The sequence below is a fragment of the Chryseobacterium sp. SN22 genome, assembly GCF_008329705.1.
Lineage (GTDB): Bacteria > Bacteroidota > Bacteroidia > Flavobacteriales > Weeksellaceae > Chryseobacterium.
Map to the genome: position 1 here is coordinate 1 of NZ_VTSX01000026.1, position 14478 is coordinate 14478.

The 14478-nt window shown below is 41.0% G+C and carries 15 protein-coding genes; 2 read left to right on the forward strand and 13 right to left on the reverse strand.

Annotated elements, in window-relative coordinates:
• Positions 1–56 precede the first annotated feature (56 nt).
• The 13 genes from FY557_RS16370 to FY557_RS16430 all read right to left on the reverse strand — a co-directional run bounded on the left by FY557_RS16370 (position 57) and on the right by FY557_RS16430 (position 10445).
• Positions 57–683 carry a hypothetical protein gene (locus FY557_RS16370; protein ID WP_149248320.1) on the reverse strand — a complete coding sequence of 209 codons (627 nt, stop codon included), beginning with the start codon at positions 681–683 and terminating at the stop codon, positions 57–59.
• Positions 680–1093, reverse strand: a complete 414-nt coding sequence (locus FY557_RS16375; RefSeq protein ID WP_149248321.1) for a PaaI family thioesterase — start codon at positions 1091–1093, stop codon at positions 680–682. Before FY557_RS16375 ends, FY557_RS16370 begins: the two co-directional genes overlap by 4 nt.
• Before the next feature lie 270 nt (positions 1094–1363).
• Positions 1364–1675 (reverse strand): hypothetical protein, encoded by a 312-nt coding sequence (locus FY557_RS16380; RefSeq protein WP_149248322.1) that lies wholly within the window; start codon positions 1673–1675, stop codon positions 1364–1366.
• 63 nt (positions 1676–1738) lie between these two features.
• Positions 1739–2869, reverse strand: a complete 1131-nt coding sequence (locus tag FY557_RS16385; protein WP_149248323.1) for a 3-hydroxyacyl-CoA dehydrogenase NAD-binding domain-containing protein — start codon at positions 2867–2869, stop codon at positions 1739–1741.
• A 132-nt stretch (positions 2870–3001) separates the two neighbouring features.
• Complete coding sequence (locus FY557_RS16390; protein WP_228451811.1) at positions 3002–3253, reverse strand: four helix bundle protein; 252 nt, start codon at positions 3251–3253, stop codon at positions 3002–3004.
• 36 nt (positions 3254–3289) lie between these two features.
• A complete protein-coding gene (locus FY557_RS16395) occupies positions 3290–4090 on the reverse strand; it encodes an enoyl-CoA hydratase/isomerase family protein (RefSeq protein WP_149248324.1) in 801 nt (266 codons plus the stop codon).
• Positions 4091–4254: 164 nt separating this feature from the next.
• Positions 4255–4719 (reverse strand): 1,2-phenylacetyl-CoA epoxidase subunit PaaD, encoded by a 465-nt coding sequence (gene paaD / locus FY557_RS16400; RefSeq protein WP_149248325.1) that lies wholly within the window; start codon positions 4717–4719, stop codon positions 4255–4257.
• Positions 4720–4817: 98 nt separating this feature from the next.
• Positions 4818–5567 carry a 1,2-phenylacetyl-CoA epoxidase subunit PaaC gene (gene paaC, locus FY557_RS16405; RefSeq protein WP_149248326.1) on the reverse strand — a complete coding sequence of 250 codons (750 nt, stop codon included), beginning with the start codon at positions 5565–5567 and terminating at the stop codon, positions 4818–4820.
• 135 nt (positions 5568–5702) lie between these two features.
• The gene (gene paaB, locus FY557_RS16410) at positions 5703–5984 is read right to left on the reverse strand and encodes a 1,2-phenylacetyl-CoA epoxidase subunit PaaB (protein WP_034695796.1); all 282 of its coding nucleotides are present in this window, start codon (positions 5982–5984) and stop codon (positions 5703–5705) included.
• Positions 5985–6110: 126 nt separating this feature from the next.
• Positions 6111–7049, reverse strand: a complete 939-nt coding sequence (gene paaA / locus FY557_RS16415) for a 1,2-phenylacetyl-CoA epoxidase subunit PaaA (RefSeq protein WP_149248327.1) — start codon at positions 7047–7049, stop codon at positions 6111–6113.
• An 87-nt stretch (positions 7050–7136) separates the two neighbouring features.
• Positions 7137–8222: a 2Fe-2S iron-sulfur cluster-binding protein gene (locus FY557_RS16420; RefSeq protein WP_149248328.1), complete on the reverse strand. Its 1086-nt coding sequence runs from the start codon at positions 8220–8222 to the stop codon at positions 7137–7139.
• Complete coding sequence (locus FY557_RS16425) at positions 8222–9538, reverse strand: phenylacetate--CoA ligase family protein (RefSeq protein WP_149248329.1); 1317 nt, start codon at positions 9536–9538, stop codon at positions 8222–8224. Before FY557_RS16425 ends, FY557_RS16420 begins: the two co-directional genes overlap by 1 nt.
• Before the next feature lie 328 nt (positions 9539–9866).
• A complete protein-coding gene (locus FY557_RS16430) occupies positions 9867–10445 on the reverse strand; it encodes a TetR/AcrR family transcriptional regulator (protein WP_149248330.1) in 579 nt (192 codons plus the stop codon).
• A 491-nt stretch (positions 10446–10936) separates the two neighbouring features.
• Here FY557_RS16430 and clpB point away from each other — a divergent pair, with 491 nt between their 5' ends.
• Positions 10937–13531 (forward strand): ATP-dependent chaperone ClpB, encoded by a 2595-nt coding sequence (gene clpB / locus FY557_RS16435; RefSeq protein WP_149248331.1) that lies wholly within the window; start codon positions 10937–10939, stop codon positions 13529–13531.
• A gap of 393 nt (positions 13532–13924) precedes the next feature.
• Positions 13925–14470, forward strand: a complete 546-nt coding sequence (locus FY557_RS16440) for a hypothetical protein (protein ID WP_149248332.1) — start codon at positions 13925–13927, stop codon at positions 14468–14470.
• The last annotated feature ends 8 nt before the right edge of the window (positions 14471–14478 follow it).

Genomic DNA, 14478 nt, shown 5'->3' on the forward strand with positions numbered 1-14478 from the left:
TTAGGAAATGGAGCGTTAAGAAAAATAATTTTGTAACCGTTGAGAAAATCCACTGTTTAAATGCGAGACAATATTGGATCAGAGAACAGATAAATAATTCGCGCGAGTTTTGGGATTTTTAGGGGACTTAATATCTTCCATATATTTTTAAGAGCTAGTAATACTTCCTGATCTTTTGACCCATCAAATTTTATAAACTGAAATAATGGTGAATAATTAGCTAGAATCAAACTCAGTACACTAATCAATATAATTGGAATATTATAATTAAGAATTGGCTTCTCAGGTCGGTCAGTTTCTACAATTAGCATATTATAATTTAAGTCTTCCAAACTTAAATTTACTAATTCACTCTGCTCAATTTTAACATTATATGCATTGACTAATTTATAGTTCATCCAATCTATAAACATAGAATCTGGCTTATAATCTGGTACAACAGTTTTTAGTTTTTTGATGTCATCTATTGAGAATTTTAAAATTAGAGTTAAAAAAATTAATACTATAATTCCAAGAGCTAGAAAATTATAAGTAGCATTACCATTCATATTTATAATTAAAAATATAAATAATGAAATCCCCAAACCAATTATCACTTTAAGAATGATTGATAATTCCTTTATACTAGATAAAACTATTCTTCTTCGGTTATAGTTATTAAAATCTATAAGAGTGCGCCTCATAATTCTGTAATTTTTTTTCCTATTTTATACACGGTTCCAACAAATTTGGCAATTAGCTCTTCGTTCTGATTGGAGATTTTAATGTCGTAAACTGCTGTTTTCCGGGTTTCATTGGCCAGAATACTTTCTGCTTTGAAAACATCACCTTCTTTTCCGGCTTTGGTAAAATTGATAACACAGTTTAAAGCTACTGCGGCGTCTCCCGAATTATTGGAGGAAAAGGCCAGTGCCGAATCGGCAAAAGCAAAGGTAACACCACCGTGCACCGTTTTCAGCCCGTTGATCATTTCCTTTTTAACGGGCATTTCGATTAAACAATAATTTTCTCTGATTTCGATTAATCTGATATCCATCCATTGGGAAAAATGGTCCTGACCAAGCATATATTCTGCAACCTGTTTGGGTGTCATTTATTATTATTTAAATTTTTAAATTTCAGTAAATCTTTCCAGGTATAATCTCGGCCATCTAAGATAAAGAAACCGAGAAATATAAAGAGGAAATAAAATGCAAAACCAAATATATTCAGGCTTTCTTTATCCTCCCACCCGAATGCATAAAAAAGAAGCTTTACCAGAAAAAAACTGGTAGTAAAAATGATTGCGTTCACCAGAGAGCGCAGGAAATTTTTCTTTGCCAATATTCTTTTAAGCATAATTTTCAGTTTTAGATCGAAGTATTTATTGCCGTATTATTTCTTCGTATAATTCATCAGCCAACCGGTCGTAAATGCTCATGGTTTTACCCAAAATAACCTGACCGTTGGAAAGATTTTCCGGATCGTTATTATTTTTATTAAGGTCGGAAGCCTCCAGATCAATGCCTTCTTCATCCGACATTCTTTTGATCAGGGCTTTGTATTTTCCATTAAATTTTGACAATACTTCAAGCCGCTCCCGATCGTTTTCTATCGAAGAAAGTTCCTGAACCAGATATTCTTTTTCAATATGCAGCCTGGTTTCCAATTCAGCCCTGAATCCTTCTATATCCATTTTTAAGGTAATAGTTTAGCAATTTTTTAATTATTAGAATGCTAAACTGTTGCATTGGTACATTTATAATTTACGGAGCAACGGGCTTTGTCGGTACCTTTCTTCCTGATATTCTCCGTAAAGATCCTGCAGGGTTCCGGAGACTTTTGTGTATCCGATTTCTTCGCCCCAGGCCAATAATCCTTTCGGGTAATTGACGCCTTTCTGCATGGCCAATTCAAGATCCTGATCACTGGCAATACCCAATCTTTTGGCTTCTACCGCTTCATTGATCAGCATGGAGATGATTCTCAGGAAAATCTGCTGGTAAAGCGCTTCATCCTTCTGAGGTTCGGGTTTCACTGCTCCTTCTGCATAATCATAGAATCCCTTGCCCGTTTTCCGGCCGTGAAGCTTGGCTTCGGACATTCTCTGCTGCAACAGGGACGGCTTGTATTTCGGATCGTAAAAATACTCGTTGTACACCGTTTTGGTTACCGAAAAATTTACGTCTACGCCGATGAGATCCATTAATTCAAACGGACCCATTTTAAAGTTCCCGATGGTTTTCATGGCATCATCCACCTGTTCTACGGTGGCAATGTTTTCTTCCACAATCCGGAGGCCTTCCCCATAATACGGGCGGGCAATCCTATTCACGATAAATCCGGGAATGTCTTTGGCAATCACCGGCGTTTTTCCCCAATCCTTCATGAGGCTGTAGATTTTTTCCGGTAATGATTTTTCAGTCAGCAAAGACGGGATTACCTCTACCAAAGGCATCAGCGGAGCCGGATTGAAAAAGTGGATTCCGATGAAACGTCCGGGATGTTCCAGTTCAGCACCCAGAGAAGTGATGGAAATGGAAGAGGTATTGGAGCCGATAATACAGTTTTCGGAAACATGGTTTTCCAGTTCCGTAAAAACTTTGGTCTTGATTTCTTTATTTTCGATGATGGCTTCAATGATGAGTTCACAGTCTTTGAAGTCCTTCAGTTCCGTTGCGATGGAGATGTTGGCTAAAATTTCAGTCATCTTCTCTCCTGAAATCTTCTGTTTGTCCACCAGTTTGATCAGTGTTTTTTCCAGACCGAGGGTAGCTGTTTCCACCTGCTGGGCATTGGCATCATAAACCCAGACCCGGCATCCGTTCGTGGCGGCTACCTGTGCAATGCCTATTCCCATGGTTCCGGCACCGATAATTCCTATATTCATATTTTGAATTTGAAAATGTGTTAATTTAATAATTATTTTATTTTTGAAGTTGAGATAATTTTTGAAAGAATCAAACAATTTCTTTTAAATCCGACAATAATTTTTCATCCGGAGATTTTAAGTAAGGCGACATCATACATAATAAGAGCCAGTATTCCGTCTATCCGCTTCTTTAGCCGCAATTTTCAACTTATGTACAAAATCAGCTTTGCTTTCTGCATTCTGGGCTTCTCTTACATTGGCGCCAATAGATCTTCCTGCTTTAAAAATCTGATTGGCTAGAGGAAATCTTTTTGCTTCATGTAAGTCTTCGGTAACTTCAATAATACTTAATGCGAAATTAAAAGTCTTATTAACTATAATATTTTCTTTATCGTTTCTCATTTTCAAATTTTCAAATTAATGCATTTTCAAATTGATCTATTTTCCTTTATAATCAGGTTTTCTTTTCTGTAAAAATGCGTTTACGCCTTCGATGAAATCTTCTGTTCCGGCGGCTTCCTGTTGCAGGTCAGCTTCCAGTTCCAGCTGTTCTTTCAAGGTGTTGTTATAAGAATTGGCGAATGCTTTTTTCGTTAATTTAATCGCGGCTGTCGGCATGTTAGCCATTTTTTCGAGAATCTCCATGGATTTGGAATTGAATTCTTCTTCCGCAAAAACCTCAGCTACCAATCCGTACGATTTTGATTCTTCAGCCGATAATCTTTTGCCGGTAAATGCTAAATAATTAGCCAGTTGTCTTCCCAGTAATTTCGGCAGGAAATAAGTTCCTCCGGTATCAGGAATCAGTCCGATATTGGAGAACGCTTGGGAGAAATAAGCTTTGTTGTTAGCCAGTACAAAATCACAGATCAGTGCCAGCATAGCTCCGGCTCCTACGGCAGGACCATTTACCAGGGCTACCACTGGTTTTTTGCATCGGGTAAGTTCCATCACCAGCGGATTGTAATAATCGGTTACAATTTTACGGATGATATCGTGATCCTGATGTTCATTACCGGTAACAAAAGCATCGTCAAGGTTTTGCCCCGAACAGAAAGCCCTTCCTCTTCCGGAAATGGCTACACATCGTATGGTGGGATCATTACTGCATTCATGAATAAAATCTTTCAGATCAGACAAAGATGGTTTTGTCAGCGCATTCATTGTTTCAGGCTGGTTGAGATAAGCGATTTTCAGCTTTCCTTCAAAATGGGTCTCAATATCGAGTTGGGTGTACATCGTTTTAATTTTTTAATTAGATAATTTGAAAATGGTTAAAAAACTGTTTTTAAATTTACACATTTCAAAATGAACCAGTAGGCCAGACCAATATTAATCTGAAAAAAGATTAATACAGCCCTTTGCAATGCATATATTTTCAAATCAGCCCGTTTTCATATTGATTAATGGCATTTAAAATAATCAAAAGGCTCCAGGCAGTCCAGACACTGGTAAGAGGCCTTACAGAGCGTAGACCCGAACCGGCTGATCTGTTTTGAGTTCATCGAACCGCAGCGCGGGCACTTCTTCGGTTTCCCGATATGATGTTCGTCAGCTCCTTTTTCCGGGGGCGTGATTCCGTAAACCCGCAGTTTTTCCCGGGCTTCATCTGTAAGCCAGTCGGTCGTCCAGATCGGAAACATTTTGGTGGTTACTTTTGCCTCCCAGCCGTTTTCCTTCATGATCTTGATGATGTCTTCCTCAATAGTGAACATGGCAGGACACGCAGAATATGTTGGCGTAATGGTAACTTCACAGGAATTTTCCCCGGTTACTCTTGCTTCCCGTACAATGCCCAGCTCCACGATATTGATCACCGGAATTTCCGGATCGGGAACCATTTCTAATATGTCTAAAGGATCTTTCATTGATTAATTTGAAAATTTGAAAATTGGGGAAATTTGAAAATTTAAAGCTGTTCGTCATTTTCAAATTAGCACATTTTCAAATTAATTAATTGATTTTTTTACCAGGTGCATCCCGGATACGCTCTCTGCATATACTGCAGTTCGCAAAGCATAAATCCGAAATATTCCGTATGATATCCTGTTCTGGATTTCGGCTGCATAAAAGGGTTTGTTGGGTATGCTAACCCGAAATCTGCAAAGTCTTTTTTGGTGATGGCCAAAAACTCTTCGTAAAGCGCATCTGTATCCGGAACTATATTTAAAGCCATCAGATCATCCTCGCCTTCAGTTTTGGCAAATAATCCTTTGGTATATTCCCAGATATTCTCAATGGCTTTTTCCAGACGGGATCTGCTTTCTTCCGTTCCCTGAGCAAAAATTTTCATCCAGGAAGCCGCGTGGGTATAATGATACCGTACTTCTTTCAAAGATTTCTGCGCAATGGCAGAAAGTTCTTCGTCCGCGGATTGGGATAAAGCTTGATACATCAGCTTCTGGTATACCGCAAAAACATAAACTTTCAGGATCGTTTGTGCATAATCCTCATTGGGAAGCTCAGTCCAGTGGGCATTCACATATTCATGCTCGTATCTTAAAAAAGCAAGATCGTCTTCGGTTTTAGCGTTATCGGCAACTCTCGAAGCATACACGTAAAAGTTATTGGCCTGTCCCAGTTCATCCAGTGCGATATTCGTCAATGCAATATCCTCTTCCAGGTAAGGGCCTTCTCCGCACCACGCCGACAAACGCTGCCCCATGATGAAGCTGTCGTCCGCCAGTTTTAATAAATAATTGTATAATGGATTCATTATTTTTAATTTGAAAATTTGAGAATTAGCTAATTTGAAAATTGACAGAGTATGTATCCTGAAAATCTGATCATAAATAACCTCACAGAAGTCATTTTTAAATTTTCAAATTGATACATTTTCAAATTCATTAATTTACATATTTTTTACGTCGTTCGGGATCTCGTAGAAGGTCGGGTGACGGTACAGCTTGTCATCTGCCGGATCAAAGAATGCTTCTTTGTCTATCCCTTCCGAAGTCACGATATACTTGCTCGGCACTACCCAAACGGAAGTTCCTTCTTTTCTCCTGGTATAAACGTCCCTGGCATTCTGTAAAGCCATTTCGGCAGTCGGTGCCTGTACGATTCCTACATGTTTGTGGGACAATCCCGGTTTAGTCTGGATAAACACTTCCCACATATCTAAATTTGCCATAATTCAATTTGAAAATTTGAAAAATTAGTTAATTTGAAAATTGATAGATTATGTATACTTGAAGATCTGATAATGAATAACGCCGTTAAAGTCACTTTCAAATTTTCAAATTGATACATTTTCAAATTATATTACTTCTTGTTGTTGTTTTTCTGCAAAAGCTGCGGCGGCTTCTTTTACCCAGGAATTCTCTCTCTGGGCCTTGCGTTTGGTTTCGATACGCTTTTTGTTGCATGGTCCGTTTCCTTTCAGGATTTCCATGAATTCATCCCATGGGAGTTCCCCGAAATCGTAATGCTGTCTTTCTTCATTCCATTTCAGGTCTTTATCCGGAATGGTAAGGCCTAAGAATTCAGCCTGGGAAACGGTAACATCCACAAAACGCTGACGAAGGCTGTCGTTGCTTTCTCTTTTCACCCGGTAATTCATTGAGATTTTAGAGTTTGGCGAACTGTCATCATTTGGACCGAACATCATCAGCGCCGGCCACCAGAAACGGTTCAGGGAAGCCTGGGCCATTTCTTTCTGCTGCTTGGTTCCGCGGCAAAGTGCCATCAGGATTTCGTAACCCTGTCTCTGGTGGAAAGATTCTTCTTTACAGATCTTTACCATCGCCCTGGAATAAGGTCCGTACGAGTTTCCCATCAGCATGACCTGGTTCATGATCGCAGCACCGTCTACCAGCCATCCGATGGCACCGATATCTGCCCAACTCAGCGTCGGATAGTTGAAGATGCTTGAATATTTGGCTTTTCCGGAAAGCATATCATCATACGTGGCATCCCGGTCAGCCCTGATGCTTCCGTCTCCTAAAGTTTCGGTAGCGGAATAAAGATACAATCCATGTCCGGCCTCATCCTGAACTTTAGCCAGCAAAGCCATTTTTCTTCTTAATGAAGGTGCCCTGGAAATCCAGTTGGCTTCGGGAAGCATCCCTACGATTTCGGAATGGGCATGCTGGGAGATCTGACGAACCAAAAGTTTCCTGTAATCGTCAGGCATTACATCTTTCGGTTCCACTTTATTTTCGTCGTGTACGTATTGTACGAATTTTTCTAAGTCCATTTCTTTTCTTTTTGTACTAAGTAAGATATTGGCTGTACAATGTATTTCAATACTTTTTACATTATACACTTTCACATTTTACAGAAATTAAACATCATAATTCAGCATCACCACATTGGTGGTCGGGTGGCACTGGCAGGTCAGTACATAGCCTCTGGCTACTTCTTCTTCGGTAAGCGCGTAGTTTTTCTCCATGAAAACTTCTCCTTCAAGAACTTCGGCTTTACACGTACAGCACACTCCTCCTTTGCAGGCAAACGGCACGGGAAGATTGTCCTTTAATGCTTTATCTAAGATACTTTCTTTTTTTGAGTTGAGGTGAAATGAATATTCATCGTCGTCGATGATCACCGTCACCATACTTTCAATATTGGCAATGGCTTTGAATTCATCGCTCATTTCCTCCGAATTTTCTTCATCCGGAGCGGTGAAATACTCAAATAACACCTGAATAGCCGGCACTTTTTTATCCTTCTTCAGATAATCTGCCACACTTTTGATCATTTCCGCAGGGCCGCAGATAAAATAAGTAGATTCCTTTACATCGATCTCAGGATGCCTTTCAAACAGCTGTTCCAGTTTATCCGGACAGATTCTTCCTTCAAACAATTCATCTTCATGCTTCTCGCGGCTGACCAGGTAAATGACTTTCAATCTCCCATTGAATTTCTGCACCAGTGCTTCGATCTCCGCTTTCTTCATCACATGGTTCATGCTCCGGTTGCTGTAAAACAGATACGCATTGGAATCCGGCTCCTGATATAAACTCTCTTTGATGTTGGAAAGCACCGGGCTGATTCCGCTTCCCGCAGCCAATCCGATATAGGTTTTTACGTTGGTCGGGTGATACGAAGTATTGAAGCCGCCCATCGGAGGCATTACTTCCAGCACCTCATCCATGTGAAGATGTTCGTTGAAATACCCGGAAACTTTTCCGCCTTCCAATAACTTGACCAATACTTCCAGCGTATTGCTTTTTTCACTGGGAGCATTGCAGATGGAATAAGAACGCCGCTCTTCATTCCCGTTGATCATCATACGGAAATTAAGATACTGACCCTGCTTAAACCTGAATTTGTCTTTCAGCTCTTCAGGGATTTCCACGGCTACATTCACGGCATCCGATGTATCTTTCTGAACCTTTACGGTTTTTAGTTTATAAAATGAATTCATTATCTTTTGAGTATTCTGTTGATTTTTCCGCCTTCGCATTTCGGCAGGCTGTCCTGGGCGTGAATTTTCACGGCGGTTGTAATGCCTACCCGTTTTTTTATTTCGCTTTCTATGTTTTTCCCGAAATTCCCGGTAAAAGTAAGATATTCATCGGTATCGGGCTGCAGGTGGGAGGATTTTATAAGACCGGCATCGATTTCCACATCAATATCCAGTGCTACGCACATCTGTTCTTTTTCCACCGGCGTCAGGTAATAATTCGGGATGACTCCCGGAACGTGAGAAAATGCTTCTTCGATCTGGCTCGGATACACATTGACCCCTCTTACGATCAGCATATCGTCTGCCCTTCCGAGGATCGGTTTCATTTTCACCATGGTCCGTTTTCCTTTTTCATCGTAATACAGGCTGGTAATGTCGTTGGTCCAGTAACGCAACAGCGGCATGGCTTTCTTTGTTAAGGTCGTAATCACCAAAACCCCTTCTTCCCCGAAAGGAACCGGCTGTTTCGTAATCGGATCTAAAATTTCGGGATAAAAATGGTCTTCCCAGATGTAAGAGCCGCCTTTTTCTTCAAAGTCTTCGACGGATACACCAGGACCGATGATTTCGCTGAGCCCGTAAATGTTTACGGCATGAACACCCAATCTTTCTTCGATATGATGCCTGATAATTTCGGTCCAAGGTTCTGAACCTAAAACTGCATATTGTAAACTGATTTCTTCAGGGGAAACTCCTCTTTTCGTCAGTTCATCGGCAATGGTTAAAGCATAGGAAGGTGAACAGCAAAGGACTTCGGGTTTAAAATCCATGATCAGGTCTACCTGACGGGAAGTCATTCCACCTGAAATGGGCAGTACATTCATGCCCAGCTTTTCTGCTCCGTAATGAAGTCCGAGCCCGCCGGTAAAAATACCGTAACCATACGCATTATGCAGCTGCATTCCCGGGCGGGCTCCTGCTGCATTCAGTGAACGGGCCACGACTTCGCTGAACAGGTCAACATCTTCTTTGGTATATCCTACCACCGTCGGTTTGCCGGTTGTCCCGCTTGAGCAGTGGATCCGCTGCAGTTCACTTTTAGGAACCGTACATAATCCGAACGGATAGTTATCCCTTAAATCTCGTTTATAGGTAATCGGCAGCTTAGCAATGTCATCAATGGATCGTATATCTTCTGATGTAAGTCCGGACTCCATCATTTTCCCTGCATAAAACTCCGATTTCTCACCCAGATACCGTACCAAACGAACCAAACGCTCAGACTGCAAAGTCCTTAACTGATCCAATTGTAAATATTCCACTGAAAAATCCATAACTAAACTAACTAACACTTGTTAGGTACAAATGTAAAAAGAATTTTAGAGATGACAAAATTTTAATGATTTTCGTCATGTGGGATGCTTATCATCGAAGAGTGGACATTTTAACACATGAGAGACATAAGAAGTTAGGGTAAAACGTTGCGCCTATTTTAAAATACCTAAGAAATAAATCAAAGATTTTAAAAAGAAGCAAAAATCGGTAAAATCCGTGTCATCTGTGAGAGATTTAATTAGAAAGCTATCCGGTGGCTGAGCGGAGCCGAAGCCCCGACATTATCCGTGAAAATCCATGCGATCTATAGGAGGATAAAACCCAGCTTTAGACATTACGTTTTCCCAAAAGTCCGAACAGGATTTTATCCCTTATTTCATCAGTAATTTCGGTCGTGGATTCCGTGTTTCTTTTAAACCAGAAATAGGAATTGTTGAGGGTATGCAGGATAAACCTCGTGGTAAAGGACGGTGACCGGAGTTCCCATTGTTCTGATTTATAAATATCGGAAATCAACTGTTCCACTTTCTGCTGGTAATTTTTCCGGAGTTCCACAAATTCGGGCAGCCTTTCTTCCAGATGCTTCCATTCATTTGAATAGATATGGGTAACATCGCGGTTCTGAAGGACCACGGATAAATGTTTTTCAATAAAGAGGTTCAGTTTTTCCCTTGGGGCTGCTTCCGTATTTTTCACCTGCTGAAGCTCATTGAAAAATTCCTGCGCAATGCCGAAACAGATCCACTCCAGGATTTCCTCCTTAGAACGGATGTGTGCATACAGGGAAGCCGCCTTGATATTCAGCCGGGTGGCCAGGTCGCGCACAGAGCTTCCCATATAGCCTTTCTCCTTGAAAAGTTCTACGGCAACATCTAATATTTTCTTTTGTTTTTCTTTAAGTTCCATCAGGTAAAACACAAAAGTACTTATTTTGATTGTAAAACAGGATTCCGATGATATGATTTTTAATGGCATCTGGCATTCAACTGCATTACTTACAGTTACCCGTCAGAAATCCCCCAGAATTTTTACCACTGCTTTATTCATTCAAATTTGAAAGAATCCAGAGCAATTAACATTTCAATCAGATGATTAGCCCATCCCCTATGACGATTATTCCATAATTTTTAATTAAAACCGATTGGACCGGAAATTTTGTCAAGCAATATTTAAGCTTAAAATACATATTTCGGAAATTTTGTCCTTATTTTTTAAAAATTCAGCAATTGAATACTTTTTGCGATATAGCTTACGAATTAAATGATTAAATACGATGGAGGGCATCAGAAATTAGAAAATCAGATTTTTAAAATTAACATTTTATTAAATGCTTATGGTCTGAAATCTGATGTCTGAAATCAAAACAAAAAACTGAATAACATCAAAAATATAGAGATATGAATTTAAACCAATATACTGTAAAATCGCAGGAAGCCATCCAGGCCGCACAACAGGTAGCCATGGAATTTGGCAACCAGAGTATCGAGCCCCAACATCTTCTTGAAGGTATTTTTCAGGTGGATGAAAATATTTCGCCGTTCTTACTAAAAAAGTCTGAAGCCGATGCGGCTTTGGTAAGAGAACGCAACCGGGAAAATCTGGAAAAACTTCCGAAAGTACAGGGAGGAAACATTTACCTTTCGCAATCCGCCAACAAAGTATTGCTGGACGCTCCGAACATTGCCAAAAAAATGGGCGACGAATATGTAACCATCGAGCATTTATGGCTCTCCCTTATAGAAACCAGCTCAGAGGTTTCAAAAATGCTGAAAGACATGGGCGTTACCCGGAACCTGCTGGAAGGCGGAATCAGAGAATTGAGAAAAGGGAGCAAGGCCACTTCGGCAAGTTCGGAAGAGACTTACCAATCCTTGAATAAATATGCCAAAAACTTCAACGAATTGGCTGCGGAAGGAAAGCTGGATCCCGTAATCGGCCGTGATGAAGAGATCAGGAGGGTGCTGCAGATCCTTTCGAGAAGAACCAAAAACAACCCGATCCTGATCGGTGAGCCGGGTGTCGGTAAAACGGCTATTGCCGAGGGAATCGCCCACCGGATTATCAGTGGCGACGTTCCTGAAAACCTGATGGACAAAACCCTATATTCCCTAGATATGGGCGCTTTGATCGCCGGAGCCAAATACAAAGGGGAATTTGAAGAAAGACTGAAATCGGTGGTTAATGAGGTAATCAAATCCGACGGACAGATCATTCTCTTCATCGATGAGATCCACACGTTGGTAGGAGCCGGCGGCGGTGAAGGCGCCATGGATGCGGCAAACATTCTGAAACCGGCTTTGGCAAGAGGGGAACTGAGAGCCATCGGAGCCACTACATTAAACGAATATCAGAAATATTTCGAAAAAGATAAAGCCCTTGAACGAAGGTTCCAGAAAGTAATGGTGGAAGAACCGGATACCGAATCCGCCATTTCCATTCTCCGGGGGATCAAGGATAAGTACGAGGCGCACCACAAGGTAAGAATCAAAGATGAAGCGATTATTGCTGCCGTAGAAATGTCTCAGCGATATATCTCTGACCGTTTTTTACCGGATAAAGCGATTGACCTGATCGATGAAGCTTCTGCCAAACTGAGAATGGAAATCAATTCCAAACCGGAAGAACTGGATGTTCTCGACCGAAAGCTGATGCAGCTGGAAATTGAGCTGGCCGCGATTTCAAGAGAAGGCAACCAGACCAAAATCGACCATTTAAAAGAGGACATTGCCCGGATTTCCGAGCAACGGAATGAAATCAATGCCAAATGGCTGAAGGAAAAACAGAAATCTGAGGATTTAACCCGGATTAAAACAGAGATAGAATCCCTGAAACTGGAAGCGGAAAGAGCTTCAAGAGCCGGTGATTATGCCAAAGTAGCGGAAATCCAATACGGGAAAATGCGTGAAAAAGAAGATGAGCTTTCCAAGCTTGAGCTTGAAATGCAGAACCATCAGAATGAACTTATCAAAGAAGAAGTGACTTCTGAGAATATTTCTGAAGTGATCGCTAAATGGACTGGGATTCCGGTAACCAAACTGCTTCAGTCCGAGAGAGAAAAATTATTAAATCTTGAAACAGAACTTCACCACAGGGTGGTTGGGCAGGACGAGGCCATTACGGCAGTAGCCGATGCGATCCGAAGAAACAGAGCGGGATTGAGCGACGATAAAAAACCGATCGGATCATTCCTGTTCCTGGGAACCACCGGGGTCGGAAAAACCGAGCTGGCCAAAGCACTCGCCGAGTTTTTATTCGATGATGAAAATAACATGACCAGAATTGATATGAGCGAATATCAGGAACGTCACAGTGTTTCAAGATTGGTCGGTGCGCCTCCGGGATATGTAGGATATGATGAAGGCGGGCAGCTGACGGAAGCAGTAAGAAGAAGACCTTATTCCGTGGTGCTTCTCGATGAAATTGAAAAAGCGCATCCTGATGTTTTCAACACCTTACTGCAAGTACTGGATGACGGACGTCTTACTGATAATAAAGGCCGTGTGGTAAATTTCAAAAACTCGATCATTATCATGACCTCAAATTTAGGTTCACACCTGATCCAGGAGAATTTTGAAAACATTACCGATGAAAACCAGGATGAAATCGTTGATAAAACCAAAGATCAGGTTTTCGATCTACTGAAACAGACGCTGCGTCCGGAATTCCTGAACAGGATTGATGAGGTGGTATTGTTCCAGCCTCTCAGAAAAAAAGAGATCGGAAAAATCGTAACCTATCAGCTGAGAGGATTCAATGACATGCTGGCTAAACGGAATATCATCATGACCGCTACCCAGGATGCCGTGGATTACCTGATGAACAAAGGTTATGATCCGGCTTTCGGAGCAAGACCGCTGAAAAGAGTAATCCAGCAGGAAGTCTTGAACAGGCTGTCGAGAGAAATCCTTGCCGGTAAAGTAAACGACGGAGACCGGATTACCCTGGATTACTTCGAGGAAACCGGACTGGTTTTCAGACCAACCGACTTATAAGTAGTTTTTTTCATATATATTATTTTTGTAGTAAGTGCCGCAGACGAAATCTGCGGCACTTACTTTTATATTTACCAAACCTAAAGTCCACAGGGACTTTTGTTATACTGATTGTTCTTAAGTTCGTAAAGGCATTTTGACAAGCTCAGCATAACTGTTTTACAAAGCAAAAAACAAATATTTTTTAATGATGATAATTAGAATTTTGTAAAAGGATAAAAATATTCTTTACAGAAAGATAATATCTGATAATATTAATTTGTTTTTAATTTTTTCACAGCAAACCTGCAATCCGTAAAAACCCCATAAATAATCAGGAAAAAACCGTGTGGCATCAATCTCTTTTTTTACGAGATTTGCAGGACCAACTAAGATTTCATTCAAAACGAGCTTATGAAAACAACATCTATCCCTTTACAAACTGAAACCGTAAAGCTGGATTCAGCACCCAATACCATGACCTGTGCCTTCATCAAAACTTTGGTGGATAACTACAGGAAGAATCAACTGATGTCAGTAAAAAACTCAATGGGTATTGATGATGCACATGCCATCCATTTTGATCTGGCAACCTTGAAGAAATTTATTTCCGATATCGAAGTGGAAGCACAGAACAGCCATCCTGCCGCAACAGCGGAAGACCTGGGAATCCGGTTCTACTACGCCGCTTATCCGAAAACTGCCGACTGGGACATTATGGCTGACACCCCCATCGGACAGGAATATGCCGAAAGACACACCCTGGTGATGGTCCCGACCGTAAAAAGAGCCGATGAAAACGGCGAATCTTTATGCTACGATTTCAGCCCGATCGGGTCCGGATCCAATAGCGGTGAAATTCTTGCGATGGCAAAAGGTACCGGTTTACAGGGCGATATCATTTCTCAGAATCACGGAGCCCTTTCTCCTCCAAGCGATCCTAAATTAGAGCTGTTTTAATTTATTTT

What these genes read in the sequence shown, in the direction of transcription:
- FY557_RS16370 (WP_149248320.1), bottom strand. Translation starts at nt 683, where the DNA reads ATGAGGCGCACTCTTATAGATTTTAATAACTATAACCGAAGAAGAATA.
- FY557_RS16375 (WP_149248321.1), bottom strand. Translation starts at nt 1,093, where the DNA reads ATGACACCCAAACAGGTTGCAGAATATATGCTTGGTCAGGACCATTTT.
- FY557_RS16380 (WP_149248322.1), bottom strand. Translation starts at nt 1,675, where the DNA reads ATGGATATAGAAGGATTCAGGGCTGAATTGGAAACCAGGCTGCATATT.
- FY557_RS16385 (WP_149248323.1), bottom strand. Translation starts at nt 2,869, where the DNA reads ATGAATATAGGAATTATCGGTGCCGGAACCATGGGAATAGGCATTGCA.
- FY557_RS16390 (WP_228451811.1), bottom strand. Translation starts at nt 3,253, where the DNA reads ATGAGAAACGATAAAGAAAATATTATAGTTAATAAGACTTTTAATTTC.
- FY557_RS16395 (WP_149248324.1), bottom strand. Translation starts at nt 4,090, where the DNA reads ATGTACACCCAACTCGATATTGAGACCCATTTTGAAGGAAAGCTGAAA.
- paaD (WP_149248325.1), bottom strand. Translation starts at nt 4,719, where the DNA reads ATGAAAGATCCTTTAGACATATTAGAAATGGTTCCCGATCCGGAAATT.
- paaC (WP_149248326.1), bottom strand. Translation starts at nt 5,567, where the DNA reads ATGAATCCATTATACAATTATTTATTAAAACTGGCGGACGACAGCTTC.
- paaB (WP_034695796.1), bottom strand. Translation starts at nt 5,984, where the DNA reads ATGGCAAATTTAGATATGTGGGAAGTGTTTATCCAGACTAAACCGGGA.
- paaA (WP_149248327.1), bottom strand. Translation starts at nt 7,049, where the DNA reads ATGGACTTAGAAAAATTCGTACAATACGTACACGACGAAAATAAAGTG.
- FY557_RS16420 (WP_149248328.1), bottom strand. Translation starts at nt 8,222, where the DNA reads ATGAATTCATTTTATAAACTAAAAACCGTAAAGGTTCAGAAAGATACA.
- FY557_RS16425 (WP_149248329.1), bottom strand. Translation starts at nt 9,538, where the DNA reads ATGGATTTTTCAGTGGAATATTTACAATTGGATCAGTTAAGGACTTTG.
- FY557_RS16430 (WP_149248330.1), bottom strand. Translation starts at nt 10,445, where the DNA reads ATGGAACTTAAAGAAAAACAAAAGAAAATATTAGATGTTGCCGTAGAA.
- clpB (WP_149248331.1), top strand. Translation starts at nt 10,937, where the DNA reads ATGAATTTAAACCAATATACTGTAAAATCGCAGGAAGCCATCCAGGCC.
- FY557_RS16440 (WP_149248332.1), top strand. Translation starts at nt 13,925, where the DNA reads ATGAAAACAACATCTATCCCTTTACAAACTGAAACCGTAAAGCTGGAT.